12 protein-coding genes are annotated in these 16,390 nt (G+C 69.8%); 10 read left to right on the top strand and 2 right to left on the bottom strand.

Going from position 1 to position 16,390, the window contains the following annotated elements; all coding sequences use genetic code 11:
• Positions 1 to 174: 174 nt before the first annotated feature.
• The 9 genes from ACIQCJ_RS01785 to ACIQCJ_RS01745 all read left to right on the top strand — a co-directional run bounded on the left by ACIQCJ_RS01785 (position 175) and on the right by ACIQCJ_RS01745 (position 11,906).
• Complete coding sequence (locus tag ACIQCJ_RS01785) at positions 175 to 702, top strand: ATP-binding protein (protein ID WP_402710383.1); 528 nt, start codon at positions 175 to 177, stop codon at positions 700 to 702.
• 11 nt (positions 703 to 713) lie between these two features.
• On the top strand, positions 714 to 1,298 hold the full coding sequence (locus ACIQCJ_RS01780; protein WP_402710382.1) for a DUF6907 domain-containing protein: 585 nt from the start codon (positions 714 to 716) through the stop codon (positions 1,296 to 1,298).
• Positions 1,299 to 1,483: 185 nt separating this feature from the next.
• Positions 1,484 to 1,660: an FxLD family lanthipeptide gene (locus ACIQCJ_RS01775; RefSeq protein WP_402710381.1), complete on the top strand. Its 177-nt coding sequence runs from the start codon at positions 1,484 to 1,486 to the stop codon at positions 1,658 to 1,660.
• A gap of 245 nt (positions 1,661 to 1,905) precedes the next feature.
• Entirely contained in the window at positions 1,906 to 4,830 is a 2,925-nt protein-coding gene (locus tag ACIQCJ_RS01770; protein WP_402710844.1) for a lantibiotic dehydratase, read from the top strand.
• Positions 4,831 to 4,913: 83 nt separating this feature from the next.
• Entirely contained in the window at positions 4,914 to 6,113 is a 1,200-nt protein-coding gene (locus tag ACIQCJ_RS01765) for a lanthionine synthetase C family protein (protein WP_402710843.1), read from the top strand.
• 26 nt (positions 6,114 to 6,139) lie between these two features.
• Positions 6,140 to 8,218, top strand: coding sequence for a methyltransferase, FxLD system (fxlM, locus tag ACIQCJ_RS01760; RefSeq protein ID WP_402710380.1), 2,079 nt, complete (start codon positions 6,140 to 6,142; stop codon positions 8,216 to 8,218).
• A gap of 82 nt (positions 8,219 to 8,300) precedes the next feature.
• The gene (locus ACIQCJ_RS01755; RefSeq protein ID WP_402710379.1) at positions 8,301 to 9,392 is read left to right on the top strand and encodes a hypothetical protein; all 1,092 of its coding nucleotides are present in this window, start codon (positions 8,301 to 8,303) and stop codon (positions 9,390 to 9,392) included.
• Between the two features lie 241 nt (positions 9,393 to 9,633).
• Positions 9,634 to 10,827, top strand: a complete 1,194-nt coding sequence (locus tag ACIQCJ_RS01750; protein ID WP_402710378.1) for a PD-(D/E)XK nuclease family protein — start codon at positions 9,634 to 9,636, stop codon at positions 10,825 to 10,827.
• Positions 10,828 to 11,015: 188 nt separating this feature from the next.
• A complete protein-coding gene (locus ACIQCJ_RS01745) occupies positions 11,016 to 11,906 on the top strand; it encodes a D-alanyl-D-alanine carboxypeptidase family protein (RefSeq protein ID WP_401718354.1) in 891 nt (296 codons plus the stop codon).
• A 138-nt stretch (positions 11,907 to 12,044) separates the two neighbouring features.
• Here ACIQCJ_RS01745 and ACIQCJ_RS01740 read toward each other — a convergent pair whose 3' ends face one another.
• Together ACIQCJ_RS01740 and ACIQCJ_RS01735 are read right to left on the bottom strand one after the other, a co-directional pair.
• Positions 12,045 to 14,330, bottom strand: coding sequence for a YncE family protein (locus ACIQCJ_RS01740; RefSeq protein WP_402710377.1), 2,286 nt, complete (start codon positions 14,328 to 14,330; stop codon positions 12,045 to 12,047).
• Between the two features lie 385 nt (positions 14,331 to 14,715).
• The gene (locus tag ACIQCJ_RS01735; protein WP_355336457.1) at positions 14,716 to 15,309 is read right to left on the bottom strand and encodes a snapalysin family zinc-dependent metalloprotease; all 594 of its coding nucleotides are present in this window, start codon (positions 15,307 to 15,309) and stop codon (positions 14,716 to 14,718) included.
• Positions 15,310 to 15,711: 402 nt separating this feature from the next.
• Here ACIQCJ_RS01735 and ACIQCJ_RS01730 point away from each other — a divergent pair, with 402 nt between their 5' ends.
• Positions 15,712 to 16,314: a nitroreductase family protein gene (locus ACIQCJ_RS01730; RefSeq protein WP_355336458.1), complete on the top strand. Its 603-nt coding sequence runs from the start codon at positions 15,712 to 15,714 to the stop codon at positions 16,312 to 16,314.
• The last annotated feature ends 76 nt before the right edge of the window (positions 16,315 to 16,390 follow it).

Below are 16,390 nucleotides of genomic sequence, written 5' to 3'. Positions count from 1 at the left end.
GAAGGCGAGTGCGGTGCGCGCGCCTCGAACTTTCCGGTTGGCGCCGAGCCGGGCGCCCCCGGACTTTCCTTTCCGGCCGCTCGGCCTCTGCGTTGACTGTCCATGGGCGGTTGAGCCGCCGTCAGGGGCGGACGGTCCCATGGCATCGGCACGGACAGGCGAGAGGCGTGACCAATGACATTCGGCAGGGGCTACCAGAGCAGGCTGGAGCTCGACTCCCAGCCGACGTCGGTTCGCTGGGTCCGTGCACATACGGAGGGTGTCCTGCGCAGTTGGTCAGCGCCTGAGGCTCTCGTGGAGAACGCCGTGCTGATCGTCTCCGAGTTGGCGACCAACGCGGTGCAGCACGCCGCCGATGACTCCGCAGAGGCTTGCGACGGAGGGCACGGCACCGGGTCCCGGTTCGCGGTCGGCCTGTGGATGGCGGACAGCGGACTCGTCGTCGCCGTCTACGACCAGATGCGTCGGCCGCCTGTACAGCAGAAGTCGTCACTGGAGTCGGACGGCGGACGTGGCCTGGCACTCGTCGACGCGCTCAGTGCGAGGTGGGGATACGCCTACCTGTCGCAGGGCTACGGGAAGTTGGTTTACGCGGTGCTGAGCCCGCCGGGGCAAGGGGACACGACGGTGGCCTTGATGGAACCGACGCTCCAGCGACTGCTCACCGCGGACGCGGGCTTATTGGCGGCGGTGAGCGCATGAGTGGTGAACACATGAGCATCAAGGCCGGAGCAAATCCCGTCGGCCCGGCCGGCGATGCCCACCCGAATGGGGAACAGTCCAGGCCGTTCGGCGTGCCGGGACGGTGGACGATCACAACGCCGAACGGCCCGGAGGTCTCCGGCTACCTGCCCGACTGGGCGGAGGACGATCCGAGCGAGTCCGGAGTGCCGTTCGACTTGCTGCCACTCCGGCTGACGCACATCGAGCATCGCACCTTCTTCGAGGGCCAGACGGTGAGCCTCGTGGAAACGTGGCCGGGAAACGCCGCGGAGGAGGAGGTGGTTCTCGGGGGCAGTATCGACTGCGCTCCGTACGCCTCCGATCCACGGTTTCGTCTCCCGGTCGTCAACATCCAGGTGTGCCCCGAGCACTGGATCGCCGGTCTCGATCCGGACGGAGTCGCCGAGATCGCCGCGCGCCTCCTCGACCAGGCCGAACTCCTCATACGCGAGGTGCGTCCGGCCTTGATCGCCGCCCGCAAAGACTGGGAAGCCCACCATCCCGTGCGGGACCAGGACGCCCGGACGGACAGCAACTCGGAGTTCCCGGAACCTCCCTCATCCATGTCCTCGTAGGAACACAAACGTTGCGCTCCGCGCAGCCAGGCGGCTGCGTCAACCGTTCGGGCCCATCAGCCCCGGGACACCAACCCAGCGCAAACCCATAGCGACCGCCCACGCCTTGACGGGGCTCTCCCGCGCTGCGCATGGCGGTTGGCAGAAGCAGTGTCCGTATTCACAACCCACCAGGAGGAGTTGGCATGGCCAACATCACGCACACCATCGGCGCGGGGCCCGCGACCGTGGGCACGACCGCGCAGGACGACTTCGAGCTGGACGTCACCCTGGTCGAGATCGGCGACACCGCCGGTCTGGTCAACCTGACGGACGACGGCTGTGGCTCGACCTGTGGCGCCTGCGTGTCCAGCGTCGCCTGATCCAAGCCGCACGACAGTTCTGTCCGGTGCCTTCACCGCTCACCGCGTGAGGGCACCGGCCGCCAGATCGGGACCAGGAGGTCGCTATGCCCGCAACCGCGTTCCGTGCCGGTCGCACCGCGCTCGTACGTGCGGTGGCCCGGCCCGAACTTCCCATTCCGCCCTGCCCGGGCATCGACGACACGTCGGCCTGCGGTGAGGCCGCCCGCCTTGCCTGGTTACGGCACGTGTGGTCCGAGGAGGACATGGCCGAGGCGTTGGCCCACGCCAGCCCCGATCTCGCCTCCCAGGTACGTGCCTTGTGTTCTTCCGACGGCCCCGCCGCGTCCGACGTGCGTCGCGCGGTCGTGTCCGTGGCCCGCTACGTACTGCGCGCCGAGCACCGGCCCACGCCGTTCGGCCTGTTCGCGGGGGTGACCACTGCCGCGCTGGGACCAGGGTCGGGGGCGAGCGCGAGGTGGGGTACGAACCACGCGGTGATCGGCCGGGCGAGCGCCGAATGGCTGACGGCCGTGGTCGAGCGGCTGGAGTCCTGCCCCGAACTGGTGGACCGCCTGCTGGTGGTCGTCAACAACGCCGCTGCCCACCGTGGTGATCGCCTCATCGTGCCGTACCGGTCCGACACCACGAGCGCTCGGACGCGCAGGGTCGAGGCATCCGTGGCTCTGACCGAACCGGTGCGGGCGGTGCTCGAAATGGCCTCGGAGCCGATCCGCGCCGACGTACTCGTGGACAAGCTCGTATCCGACTTCCCCACCGCGAACGCGGAGCGAGCCCGTCACCTTGTGCGAGAGCTGATTCGCAACGAGGTCCTGATCACGAACCTGCGCACCCCGAGCACCGAGACGGACGCCCTGTCCTACACGGTGGAGCAGCTCGACGCGGTGGAGGCGGCCACGGTGGCGCCAGTCGCAGAGGCGGTCGAGACGCTGCACGCTGTGCGGACCGGCCTGCGCGGCTGCGGCTCCCGCGAGGGTCGCGCCGGTGTTGCCGCGTGGATGCGTGCCTTGGTGCCGGAACTTCGCGGCCACCCCCTGGCGCTGGACCTTCGCCTTGACGCGGAGACCGAACTGCCCGAGCAAGTGGCCCGGGAGGTCGAGCGGGCCGCCTTCGTCCTGGCCCGGGTCAGCACCGCCCCGTACGGGACCGAGGCGTGGAAGGCGTACCAGCGACGGTTCTACGAGCGGTACGGCATCGGCACGATGGTCCCGCTCAAGGAAGTGGTCGCCGACAGCGGCACCGGCTTCCCCGACGGCTATCCGGGCGCGGCCGCAGACACCCGCCGTTCCCGGCTGTCCGTACGCGACGACACGCTTGTACGGCTTGCGCAGGCAGCCGCCCTAGACGGCCGCGACGAGGTCGTCCTCACGGACGAGCTGATCGACGCGATGAGCCTCGGCCCCGAAAACCCGCGCATCCCACCGCACTTGGAGATCGGCGTCCGGGTGCATGCGGACACCGCGGAGGAGCTGGCCCGTGGTCGATTCCGCCTCGAAGTAGTCAGCGTGTCACGGGGTTTCGGCGTCACTACCGGGCGGTTCCTCGGCGTGCTGACGACTGAAGACCGCGAGCACCTGTCAGCGGAACTGGCGGATCTGCCGACCGCCGACGCCGGTACCGTCCCCGCGCAGTTGTCGTTCCCGCCGCTGCTCGCGTCGAGCGCCCATGTCACCCGTGCCCCGCAGGTCCTGCCCACCGTGATCAGTGTCCAGGAACACCGCGCCACCAGCGCCGGCGTACTCACCCCGGACGACCTGGCCGTGGCATGCGACGGCCGCCGCATGTACCTCGCCGCGCCTGAACACGGGGTCCGGGTTGAAGCGGTGGGCATGCACGCGCTGAACCTCGTCACGCACACCCCACCGCTGGTCCGCTTCGTCGCCGAGTTGTCGCGTGCCCAGTGCGCGCAGGTCACGACCTTCGACTGGGGCGCCGCGAACGCGATGCCGTACCTGCCGAGGATCCGTTACGGGCGTACGGTGCTCGCCCCCGCACGGTGGCGGCTGGACGCCTGCGAACTGCCCGGCCGCGCCAGCGCCCAGGCCCAGTGGGACGCCGCACTTGAAGAGTGGCGGACCAGACGACGGATGCCGTGCCGGGTCGAACTCGCCGAGTCCGATCGGCGCCTGTACCTGGACCTCGCCCAGGCCGCGCACCGGAGCCTGCTGCGCCACCATCACCTCCGCGCGTCCTCGGCCGTCCTCGTCGAAGCCCCAGCCGCCGACGCGTACGGCTGGTGCGGCGGGCGGGCGCACGAGGTCGTCGTACCGCTCAAAGCGACACGACCGCCGGCCTGGCCGCTCCTGCCGACCCCCACCCCCGCTCGCGCCTTCTCAGGGCAGCAGATCCAACCCCCTGGCGTCTCCTGCCTGTTGCTGGCCACCCTGTACGGCGACCCGCGCCGCCAAGACGCGCTGCTGGGCCAGCACATCCCAGAACTGCTGAACCGGCTCGGCGCCCCGCCGTGGTGGTTCATCCGCTTCCGCGATCCCGACCATCACCTGCGTGTACGGATCGTGCTGCCCCGTCCAGAAGCCTTCGCCGAGACCGCTCGTATCGTCGCCGCTTGGTCGAACGAACTGCGCGCCGCCCGGCTGCTGTCGGACCTGCGCTTCCCCACCTCCTACCGTGAAATGGGCCGTTGGGGCTCCGGCACCGCGTGGAAGGCTGCCGAAAAAGTCTTCCGCGCGGACTCCCGCGCCGTCGTCGCCCAACTCGGCCAGCCACAGCGTCCTCACCACCGTGTCCTGGTCGCCGCGCACACGATCGCCATCGCCAACTCGTTCCTCGGAAGCGCCGAAGCCGGGATGCGCTGGCTGATCGACCACATTCCGTCCAGACCTTCCGCCCCGTCCAGGCCGGTGTCGCGGCCGGAGTACGCGGAGGTCGTTCGCCTGGCAGATCCGTCGGACGGCTGGGCGGCCCTGCGAGGCGTACCCGGTGGGCAGGCCGTCGTGGACGCGTGGGCCGACCGGGACCAGGCGCTCGCCGCCTACCGGGCGCTCCTGCCAGGCCCGGACACCCACGGCATCCGCTTGGACGATGTCCTCTCCTCGCTCCTGCACGTGCACTTCGTCCGCCACCTGGCGGTCGACTTCCCGGAGGAAGAGATCTGTCTCCGCCTCACGCGCGCCGCCGCCCTGGCCTGGATGTCCCGGCGGGCATCGTGACTCAGCACTTCGCAACCGCAACCTGCGCAGCTTCAGTGGCAAACGCCATCGCCGACCTTCTGGCCGACCCCGGCACCGCGCCCATGGCCCCTCGGACACTGACCAGCGAACGACAGCAACTCGCTTACGGTCCGCTGGGTATCGCCCTGCTCCATATCGAACGGGCCGCTCGCGACCTCGGCCCGTGGCAACGTGCCCACGACTGGCTGGCCGTCACGACCAGCAAGCCGTTCACCAGCGGCCCTGACAGCCACCCCTTCTACGGAGCCCCCGCCCTCGCCCATGTTGTGGCCCGCGCCGCCGAACACCAGGCCGGCACCACTTACCACCGCGCCCTTGCCTCCCTCGACGCCCGGATCGCCACGGACGTTCAGCGCCGCCTCGACGCGGCACACCGGCGAATCGACGTCGGCCGCCTTCCGCAGCTGGCGGAGTTCGACGCGATGCGCGGCCTGACCGGCTACGGCGCCTATCTCCTGCGACGTGACCCGTCCAGCTCCACAGCACGAGCCGTCCTCGACTACTGCGTACGGCTCACCGAGCCGGTCGTCCACCATGGTGAGTTCCTACCGGGCTGGTGGACTGCGACCGGACCCTCCGGTCGGCCCGACGACCGTTACCGGGGCGGCCACGCCAACAACGGAATGGCGCACGGCATCGGCGGCGTGCTCGCGCTGCTGGCCGTCGCCGCCCGCCGCGGCACGGTCGTGAGCGGCCATCGCGAAGCCCTCCGTACGATCCTGGACTGGCTCGACCTCTGGCCCAAGAGCACCGGCCCCGACCTGGCTTGGCCGTACTGGGTCACGCGCGACGAGCTGCGGACCGGACGTCTCACCCCTGCCCGGCCACGGCGACCGTCATGGTGTTACGGCACCGCGGGTCTCGCCCGCGCCCAGCAACTCGCCGCTCTCGCGCTCGGCGACATCGACCGCCAAATCGAGGCGGAGACGGCTCTCGTAGCCGCCCATACCGATCCCGCACAGCTCAAGGCCACTACCGACAGCGGTCTTTGCCACGGCTTCGCCGGTCTCGCTCACGTTGCCGCCAGGACCGCTGACGACGCCCACCACACAACCGAGGTGCGGCTCCGCGCGACGATTCCGGCTCTCCTGACAGCTGTCTGCCCCCAGGAGACCGACCCTGTCGAGACCGCCGGCGCCCTGGTGAAAGGGGTCGGCCCCGGGTTCCTCGACGGCGCGGCCGGTATCGCCCTGGCACTCCAGTCCCCGGCTGCCGGTGCGCCGCCCGTCTCCGACTGGGACGCCTGCCTGCTCATCGCCTGACGCCCCTCGATCGAAGGACCGCCTTTATGCCCTCGGACCGTTGGCAGCAGCACAACATCACCTTCACCGATCGCACGACCGGCAACCGCGTCCTCGTCGAACGGCTCGGTCCGGCCTTGCTCGGGGCCGAGGAAGAGGGGGAGCTCACCGGCTGGTGGTTCATGAACAAACAGCCCTGGCCGCTGCGTTACCGTGCCGACGAGCCGTCGCCTCTGGTCGAATCGGTGCTGAGCGATCTTGTCGGCAGCGGCTCGGTCCGATCGTGGCTGCCCTGCGTCTACGAGCCGGAGATAACCGCCTTCGGCGGTGCGGAGGCCATGGACGCCGCCCACGACCTGTTCCACCTGGACAGCCGCCACCTGCTCACCTACCGGCCCGGCCAAGTGCATTTGGGCCGCCGGGAGACCGCTGTCCTTCTGGCCAGTGCCATGATGCGCGCCGCCAACCTGGACTGGTACGAGCAGGGTGACGTATGGGCGAAGGCCGCCGCACTGCGACCGGTCACCGACTTCCCTCTGAAGCGGGCCGCCGCCCTGATACCGGCGATGCGCGCCCTGATGACAGTCGACGTCCACAGCCTGTGCGTCCCGAACGGTGCGCTCGACGGGCACGCCGAGTGGGTGACCGCCTTCGAGCGGGCCGGTTCGACCGTGGCGCACCTCGCAGCCGCCGGCGGACTCACCCGCGGCCTAAGGGCCGTCATCGCCCACCACGTCATCTTCCACGCCAACCGCGCCGGTCTCCCCTTGGGCGACCAGAGCGCCCTGTTCACCACCGCACGAGAGGCAGTCATGGGATCGAGTGACTACACCGCGTCGTCCGCCAAGGGCACGCCCCGGACCACTAGCGTCGAGGCGGTGACCACCGACACGACCACCACACACGACGCCGAAGCCGCCCGGCTCCGCAACGCCCTGGTCGACCAGATCCGCGCGTCCGGATACGCCCGCACAACCGTTGTCGAGACGGCGCTGCGTACCGTTCCCCGCCACCTGTTCGTACCCGATGCGTCCCTCGAAGACGCCTACGCCAACGCGCCGGTCAACATCAAGTACGACACCGACGGCACATCGATCTCCTGCGCCTCCCAGCCTGGAGTCGTCGCCCTCATGCTGGACCAGTTGGACGCCCGCCCCGGCGAACGCATCCTCGAACTGGGCGCCGGTACCGGCTACAACGCCGCCCTTCTCGCCCACCTGGTCGGCGACACCGGCTACGTCACGACCATCGACGTCGACGACGACCTTGTCGAAGGCGCCCGTGCACACCTGGCTACCGCCGGTGTCTCCAACGTCGACGTTCTGACCCGTGACGGCGCCGTCGGCCACGCCGCGGGGGCACCGTACGACCGGATCATCGCCACCGTCGGCGCACACGGCGTCCCGCACGCCTGGATGCAGCAACTCGCACCCGGCGGACGCCTCGTCGTCCCGCAACGGCTCAAGGGCAGCGTGTCGCGCTCCATCGCCTACGAGCAGCGCGACGGCCACTGGACCAGCGTCAGCAGCAAGATGAACACCTTCATGCCCCTGCGGCGCGGCATCGCCGACGACGACCGCCGCGTCATCCTCCTCAGCACGGACGGGACCGTACGGCTCCAGGCCCCCGCCGGACAGCCCATCGACGCCGAGGCCCTGGCCGGAGTCCTGGAACAGCCGCGCTCCGAAGTGTGGACCGGGACGCTGTTCGCCGCTTCGGAGTCCGCCGAGTGGATGGAACTGTTCGTCTCCTGCTCCTTGCCCTCCGGTCTGAGCCGAATGCTGTTCCCGGCCCAGGCCAAGGGCACGCTGCTCACCGACGACCCGTACCCGTCCTCAACGGCGGCCGTCGACAAGGCGGCCGTCACCTACCTGGCCCGCCGTCTCTCGGAGAAGACCACGCCGGACGGCGGCAAGCTCTGGGAGTTCGGTGTCATCAGCCACGGGTCCGGAGGCGGCGAACTGGCCGCGAAGGTCGCCGATGTGATCCGTACCTGGGACCACGACTACCGGGGCCGCGAGGCTTCCTTCGGGATCCAGCCCCTCGACGCCCCCGCGATCGAGCAGCGCTCCGGCCTCTTCGCCGTCGACACTCCGCTGAACCGCATCGTCATCGACTGGCGGTAACGCCAGCTCACGCAGGGGCCCGCAGGGCGCACCCGCCGGGCCTCCTGGCCCCCAACCCCCATCGCCACCGACAGGCGGATCTATGGACCCGCACGGCCCCATGGCAAAACGCTTCCCACTCGTCGCCCGCTTCCGCCCGGCCTGCCTCCCTCTGCCCAACCGCGTCCAAGCCCTGGTCGACCTCGCCGACCGGTCAGCGGCGCAGAACGACCAGGGCCTGGCCTCCGCCGTCTTCAACCAGGCGGCACTCCTCGCCTCCGACGTCGGCCTCCCCGACCTCGCCCGTTCCCTGTGCCACCGCCACGCCCAGGCGTACCTCAACGCCTGTCCACTCCCCGCCACGAGCGCCATCCGCGCCCTGGAACCCCTGATCAACCTCGCTCGCCTACAGATCCGCGCCGGCCACCCCTACGACGCCCGCCAACGCCTCCTCGCCCTCTACGAAGCCGTCGGCACCGCCACCCCCGCCACGTTCGACGGCATCACCGTCCCGGCCAACCTCACCCCCACCGACGAAGACCGCCGCGACGTCCACGCCTGGCTCTGGCGCGTCCTCCTCGCCGACGGCACCCGCACCCTCACCACCACAGGCCGCTGGCCCGAAGCCCTGGCCCACATCGAGCAACACCGCGGCATCGGCACCCGCATGCTCGACGGCCGCCAAGTCGCCGTCGTCGCGGCCCTGGTCGAAGGCAACACCAACCGCGCCACCGAACTGCTCACCAACACATCACCCGGCGAACCATGGGAGCAGATCGTCACGGCGTGCCTCATGGTTCTGTGCCGCAACGACAATGGCCAGCCGGTTGAGGAGCACATCACCGACCTGGTCAATGCCTACCTGACCCACGAGGCGGAACCGGGCTTGACCGTCTTCGACATCCGCCTCGGCCTCACCGTCCTCGACACGATGAGCACCGCAGATCATCCCGAGGCGCGCCGCCTCACCGCGAGCCTGGTCCGCCGAACCACAGACGCCGGTGACGGCTACGCAGCCCGCGAACTCCTGGCGCACCCCCTGGCCACCTCTCTCAGCACTGCCAGGGAAGCCCAGCACTTCCACGGTCTGGCCCAAGCCTGCGCCCTCGGAGCGAGCACCCTCCATCAGGAGCTGTATGCCGACCTTTCAGCTGTACTCGACGCCGCTGACACGGTGCTCACGCGGCCTGCGTAGCACCGCTCCTGACGATGCCGATTCCTGCCGAGCAAGGTCCCGTTTCAGCCCCTGCCTGCCTCATCCTCATCAATACGCCCAGGGGGAAAGCCCGTTCATGGGACGTGCCATCCGTGGCTGTGAAATGTTCCTCTTGCAACCTGAGAGCCCTGCGGCCAGCCGTCCCAACGCCACTCATCGACCGGCCCGGGCGTCATCTGAACGGGCGCGCCGCTACCCATCACTCTCCGGAGGGGACTCCGTGCCGACGGCTCCCGACAGCACCGCGATACCCGATCCTTCCTATTGGGCAGCCCTCCAGGCAGAACTGGATGTCCTGGCGGTGAAGGGACTCTGGTTACCGGGCCCCGCGACCACACTTGAAGTGCTTGGGCAGTCCGAGGTCGAGATACACCATGAGCGTCTCATCGCCTGGCTTCTCGACCCACTCGCACCGCACTATCTGGGGCCAACAGTCCTGCGGGCGCTGCTCCAGCGCTTCCTCGCGGCCGATTCGCCGTCGACGGATGAGCTGATCGGGGCACGGGTCAGGACTCAAGCCGTCGCCGCGTCCAGCCGGCCGGACATCGTGGTGACAATGCCAAAGCACACTCTTGTGATCGAGCTCAAGATCAACTCCCCCGAGGGTGAAGGGCAGACCACCCGGCAGGCGGACGATCACGCGAACATGCCCCATCCTGTCCTGGTCTTTCTCACGCGCCGTTGCCAACAGCCCACCGATCGGCGCTTCGAGCCGCTGGGGCTCACCGATTTCGCGACAGACCTACGACAGTGCCTCGAGAGCGCGCCAAAGCCGCGGACACCAACCGCAGCCAAGGGCAGAGCCGTCGCCCACGACTACCTGGCCACCTTGGAGAAGATGCTCGCCATGGATCCCGCAGATCAAGAAGCAGCGCGCTTCTGGCTCGCGCACGGTCGGAATCTCCTCCAGGCCCAGGCGGCGGCCAAAGCACTCCTCGCCCACTTGCCCCAGTACGTAGTCACCGCGCTGGAATCCGTCTCCCCCGAACTTGGAGACGGTCTCGTGGCAAGCTCCTTCCCATCCAAAGTAGTCGGTTCGGCCGGCAAGGAATACACCGAGGACGCCGTACTCCTGGCACGACAGCGGTGGCTCGGAGCGGACGGCAGAGCCCTGTTCGGAATGGGCTTCGGTCAACGGACCAGGCCGAATCCCGATATCCAGGAAGAGTGCCCGTTCTGGGGCGTATACGCGCACGATCCGGATGTGCGCGCGTCCTTGCGTGCCACATGGGGAGTGGCGGACGAACGCCCGTGGGGCAAGTGGGTCTGGTGGAAATATCTGGAGTTGGAACCCCCAACTGACGCAGAAAGGCTGCTTGCTCACTACGCGGGAACGCTCGCGGAGCACGTCCGTACAACCTGGCCCTGGCAGATACAAGCTCTCGACAGCGCAGTCGGCGGTCTCGTCCCGTGACGAAACACCACAAACGAGTGCCGCCGACGGCGAGCCGAAGGTGTTGATCGTCATCGCCACATCTCCGGTGGATAACGACTCGGTGAGAACCGGCCGGGCACCACATCCATCCGGCCGGGTGGCGCGTCTCACCTTCGAGCCGCACACTCTCGTGTGACCGCGCCGCAGGGGCATTTGGAGCAATCAACGTGATAACCGGCAGCAAGGCCATTCGTCGTACGTCCGTGGTGGCCGTCACCGCGGGCGCCGTACTGACCGTCGGAGCGCTCGGCTCCACGGCCCAGGCGGCGACGCCCGCGCCGCCATCGATCGTGGCCAAGGGCGGCTACGTGATGAACAACTCGACGGGCACGACCTACTACACCAAGACCGCCGACACCAAGCGGTCCACCGGCTCCACCACGAAGATCATGACCTTCGAGGTGGTGCTGCGGCAGAAGAAGCTCAACCTGAACGCCAAGGTCACCGTCCAGAAGGCGTACAGCGACTACATCGTCAGCAAGAACGCCTCCTCGGCGCGCCTGATCGTCGGCGACAAGGTCACCGTGCGGCAGCTCCTGTACGGGATGATGCTGCCGTCCGGCTGCGACGCGGCGTACGCGCTGGCCGACAAGTACGGCGTGGGCTCCACGCGCGCCGCGCGGGTCAAGCAGTTCGTCGGCCAGATGAACTCCACCGCCAAGGCGCTGGGCCTGAAGAACACCCACTTCGACTCCTTCGACGGAATCGGCAACGGGAACAACTACTCGACGCCGCGCGACCTGACGAAGCTCGCGAGCACCGCCATGAAGAGCGCCGACTTCCGCTCGGTGGTGAAGACCCGCTCCATCAAGACCAAGGCCACCACCAAGAGCAACGGCTACCGCTACTACACCTGGACCAACACCAATACCCTGCTGGGCAGTTACAGCGGCGCGATCGGCCTCAAGACGGGCTCGGGCCCGCAGGCCGGCTACTGCCTCGTCTTCGCCGCCACCCGCGGCAACCGCACCGTGATCGGGACCGTCCTGTCGTCCAGCTCGGTGAACCAGCGGGCGACGGACGCCAAGAAGCTGATGGACTACGCCTTCAAGCGCTGACGCGCCAGTTCGACGAGAGCCCTTGACGAAAGGGCCCGCTGATCAAGAGGCCCCCTGACGAAGGGGCGCTGACGAAAAGGCCCCGCTCGCCGTCTCCGGTGAGCGGGGCCTTCGTCCGTACGGCGCGGGCGGGCGCCGTCAGTTGGTGTAGTACAGGTACTTCCACCCCGTGGACGTCGTGGTGTTCAGGCGGTCGCCCGAGGAGCCCTTGACGTACACCGCGCGGACGCGGGCCCGGATGCCGGACTCGCCGGGTCCCGCGAGCCCCACCCGCGAGGTGCCGGTGATCGCCAGCCGGAAGTACTCGCTGCCGGAGGAGTACCAGCGGCCCTTGTAGTAGACCTGGAGGTCCAGGCGCTGCGAGCGGCCGCTGGCGTACGTCATGTGCGTGGTGAACAGCGCGGACTTCTTCTTGTGGAACCAGTAGTACGAGGTCGAACCGACCTTGCCCTTGCGGTAGTTGCCGGACACGGCCAGCGAGACACTGACCTGCGTGCCGACCGAGCGGGCCACCGACTTCGGCGCGGAGACGGCGTCACCGGCGAACGAGGCCCAGAAGGTGGTGTTGCGGCTGAGCCGGTAGGTCACCTTCAGGTCGCCCGCCGCGTTGACCTTCGCGGACTTGACCAACTTCTTCTGCCCGCCCGCCGGTTGGGCCCAGATCGAGAGCACGCGGCTCCTACCGGTCTTGCCCAGGTGCCCGGTGACGGTGGCGGTGGACCCGTAGGCGTACGTGGCGCGGTTGGTCTTCACGCTCGCCGCGGTGGCCAGGCGCGAGACCTGGACGACGCGCTTGCCGGAGCCGGCGGTGTGCGTGGCGTCGCCCGCGTACGTGGCGGTGTACGTGACGCCGCCGCCGGTGGTCGGGGTGTCGGTGAAGCTGAACGTGCCGTTGGCCGCGACCGACTTGGCGCCGAGGGACGTGCCCTTGGGGGAGGTGAGGTCGGTACGCGTCACCGTGACCTTGGCGCCCGCGGGGAACGCCGTGGTGGCGGTCAGCTTGCCGCTGACCGTGATCTTCGTGGCGCGCTTGGCGGTCGACGGAGCGCTGACCGTGACGGCGGTGACCGACTTGGTGGGGTCGGTCAGCACGCGCAGGGTCGGGTGCTGGCCGTAGACGTCGACCGTGACCGCGAACAGGCGGCTGCTGTCGGGCGCCCACGCGAGGCCGCCCGCCACCAGGGCGGAGGCGGTGCCGGGGTTACCGACGACGCCGAAGTCGTAGGTGCGGACGCGGTGGTCGGAGCGCGGGCGGAAGATGTAGACGTCCGGCTCGTAGGCGCCGTCGATGCCCGCCGCGATCGTCCCGTCGGGGGCGACCGCCACCGCGTTCGGGTACGCGTCGGTGGTGTAGCGGCCGTCGTCAGCCAAGTCGGATGTCCGGTACGCCTGTTGGAAGTACGGGGCGCCGCTGGCGACCAGCACCTGCTTGCCGTCCGCGGACAGCGCGATGTCCTGCATGTTCCCCGCGTTGTTGGCGTTCCACCGGTACGCCTGGGGCTCGGCGTGCCCCGACGACACGTTGTAGACCTGGAGCTCCATCGGGCTCTGGACGGGCGTCCCGGCCGCCACCACGTCCGGGTTACCGGGCGAGGAGGCGAGCATCGGGGCGGTGCTCCACGTGTGGGGGCCGCCCTGGCCGAGGGTGACGACGGCGCCGTTGGTGGTCCGGGTGGGGGTGTCGGCGGCGAAGGGGGCGGGGGGCGCCGGGGTGGTGGCGTCCGGGGTCGGGGAGGTGGTGACCGGCGGGTCCGAGGGTGAGTCCGTTGGCGTGTCGGTCGGGGTATCGGTCGGGGTATCGGTCGGCGTGTCCGACGGGCTGGGGCTCGGGGCCGTGGTGTCCGTCGGGGTGGGGGTCGGCGTCGACTCGGGGTCCGTCGGGGTCGGAGTCGGGGCGTCCGTCGGAGGAGTCGTGGGCGGGGTCGTCGGCGGTGGAGTCGTCGGCGGGGTCGTCGGGTCGGTCTCCGGGTCGAGGTCCAGGGAGCCGAGGTCGGCGGACCCGTCCGCCGCGTATCCGAACCAGATCGTGTGCCTGGTCATCGCCAGGTGGCGCGGGGCGACACCGAGCGGGTAACGGGCCGTCTCACGCAGGGTGGCCGTGTCGATCGCCGAGATCGCGTCGGCCTTCGGGAGCGCCACGTACACCGTCGAGGAGTCCGCGGACAGCACGAGCCCGGCGGCGCCCGGCTCTGAGGTGATCTGGGCGACCGTCTTGCCGTTGTAGTCGGCGACGACGACCTTGTTGTCGGTCGTGCTGATGAAGACGCGCCGGTGCGCGCCGTCGACCACCATGTCGGAGTACGAGGTGATCGGCAGGGTGGCCGCGCTGTCGGCGGCGGCCGGTTCGGCCGCGACCCCGAGCAGGGACGCGGTCGCGAGCAGGACGGACAGAGCCGTCCCGCCCGCCACATGACGGGTGAGCAAAGTGGGTTCCCCCCAGGAACACGTGCGGGGCCGGACGTCCTCCGGCACGATGCGGGCGCGCCGTCGAGCGCGGGTTCCGATGCGGATCCGGCCTGCTCGCGGCGCTGACCATGAGCACGATAAGGCACGGCTGTGACAGCGGGCCATCGCATTGGCGCGGGCCGCCGATCCGTCACGGCGCCTTGTCCCCGCGGTGGCCGTACCGTGCCCGATTCGGTCCCTGGGCTCCTACAACCTTCCGGCCGCGCGTGCCATGGCGCCGGACACGCCTTCCGGCCCGATACGCCTCCCGACCGGACATGCCGGACGCGCGGTACGGAGCCCGTGCCCGTACCGCGCGTCCGGTGGCGGGTCAGCGCTGAACGCCGGTAGCGCTGAGCGTCGGTCAGCGCTGAGCCGTGGACGCCGAGGGGGACCAGATGTCGATCACGATCTGCTGCCGCTCGGGGCGGACCGCCGCCGCGCGGCCCGCATAGTTGCGGTCGACCTGGGCCGCCTCCGCCGCGTTCGGCTTGGCGTTGAGGCACGCCGTGCCGGGGCCGTGCCCCGACATCAACTCCGAGCACGGGCCGCTGTAGTGGTCGAGAAGCCCGAGGATGTGCCCCGTCTCGTGCGCGGCGATCCGGGTCACGTCGTACCCCTCGTTGACCGCCTCCTGCCCCAACTGCACCTGTCCCCTGCTGCCTCCCGGCACGATCGGCCCCAACGTCGTCTGCGGCCAACCGCTGGTCGCCTTGTACACGAAGTTCGCCGAGCCCGCCGAACTGGCCGCTTGCAGCCGCACGTTGTGCACCGCGCTGTTCCAGTTCTGCACCCCCTGCGTGATCGCCGCCGCCCACTGCCCCGCCTGGCTGGCGTCATAGGTCAAGGTGACGACCGCCGTCGCCGCCTTCGGTTCGGCCTGCGCCGAAGCGACCCCGGACGCGGTGCCCACCATGGCCGGAATCAGCGCCGCCACAGCGACTATTCGCGTGATCATGAGACTCACCCACCTCCTCAGAACCAGTTGCCCCGCAGTCCCCCAGGGCACCACGCCCCAATCCCCCACCACAAGTACCCGTTTCCCGCCCTTTCTCCGCCATCCCACCCCAAGCCCCGGACGTGACCGCGAGGTTCCGCCCTCGGCCGAGGTGCGCGCCCGGGCTTCGGGGCGGGCTCATCCCCACCAATTACGACAAGGTCACAATGCCGGGACTTTTCCGGTCACTCCCGCCGAGGTGCGGGACGCCCTTCAACGCTACGCGGGACAGCACCTGGTGGAGTTCACCGAGGAGCCCGAGGCGCTGGAATGGCGGGCCAGCTCCTCGCGGTGACCACGGCCGGGGGCGGACGGGCGCCGCGGGTGCCGCGGGGCGGGGGCGGCGTGGCAGCATCTGGGGGTATGGAATTCTCCGAGGTCGTCCGCCGTCGACGCATGATCCGGCACTACTCCGACAAGCCGTTGGCCCCCGAGGTGACCGAGCGGATTCTCGCGTCGGCGCTACGGGCGCCCTCGGCCGGTTTCTCGCAGGGGTGGGCGTTCCTCGCGCTGACCGACGCGGCCGACCGTGCGCGGTTCTGGCCCTTCGTGCCCACGCGGGTCGAGAACACGCCGACCATGCAGGACGCGCCCCTGGTCGTGGTGCCCCTGGCCCACAAGGCGACGTACCTCGAACGGTACGCGGAGCCGGACAAGGGCTGGGAGGACCGGGCCGAGGCGCGCTGGCCCGCGCCGTACTGGTACATCGACACGGGGATGGCCTCGCTGCTCATGCTGCTGAGCGCCGTGGACGAGGGCCTGGGCGCCTGCTTCTTCGGCATCATGCCCGAGCATCTCCAGCCGTTCCGGGACGAGTTCGGCGTCCCCGACGCCTACGCGCCGCTCGGCGGCATCACCATCGGCTACCGCGCCGACGACCTTCCCCCGCAGAGCCCCCGCACCCGCGACCGCCGCCGCGACCCCCGAGAGGTCGTCCACCGCGGCCAGTGGGGCCGCCACGCCTGAGGTCGCGGAAGCGGCCCGCCGCCTGTGAAAGAGCCCTCGCGGGCGACCCGGGGTGCGGGCCGCCCGCGAGGGCTCG

The organism is Streptomyces sp. NPDC093221, from assembly GCF_044753885.1.
GTDB lineage: Bacteria > Actinomycetota > Actinomycetes > Streptomycetales > Streptomycetaceae > Actinacidiphila.
The sequence above is the reverse complement of the archived record's forward strand: the minus strand, read 5'-3'. Positions and strand labels throughout refer to the sequence as shown.

Excerpts from the sequence above, each read along its gene's own strand:
- fxlM (WP_402710380.1), top strand. The coding sequence starts at position 6,140 with ATGCCCTCGGACCGTTGGCAGCAGCACAACATCACCTTCACCGATCGC.
- ACIQCJ_RS01730 (WP_355336458.1), top strand. The coding sequence starts at position 15,712 with ATGGAATTCTCCGAGGTCGTCCGCCGTCGACGCATGATCCGGCACTAC.
- ACIQCJ_RS01780 (WP_402710382.1), top strand. The coding sequence starts at position 714 with ATGAGCATCAAGGCCGGAGCAAATCCCGTCGGCCCGGCCGGCGATGCC.
- ACIQCJ_RS01785 (WP_402710383.1), top strand. The coding sequence starts at position 175 with ATGACATTCGGCAGGGGCTACCAGAGCAGGCTGGAGCTCGACTCCCAG.
- ACIQCJ_RS01770 (WP_402710844.1), top strand. The coding sequence starts at position 1,906 with ATGGCCGAGGCGTTGGCCCACGCCAGCCCCGATCTCGCCTCCCAGGTA.
- ACIQCJ_RS01735 (WP_355336457.1), bottom strand. The coding sequence starts at position 15,309 with ATGATCACGCGAATAGTCGCTGTGGCGGCGCTGATTCCGGCCATGGTG.
- ACIQCJ_RS01775 (WP_402710381.1), top strand. The coding sequence starts at position 1,484 with ATGGCCAACATCACGCACACCATCGGCGCGGGGCCCGCGACCGTGGGC.
- ACIQCJ_RS01755 (WP_402710379.1), top strand. The coding sequence starts at position 8,301 with ATGGACCCGCACGGCCCCATGGCAAAACGCTTCCCACTCGTCGCCCGC.
- ACIQCJ_RS01765 (WP_402710843.1), top strand. The coding sequence starts at position 4,914 with ATGGCCCCTCGGACACTGACCAGCGAACGACAGCAACTCGCTTACGGT.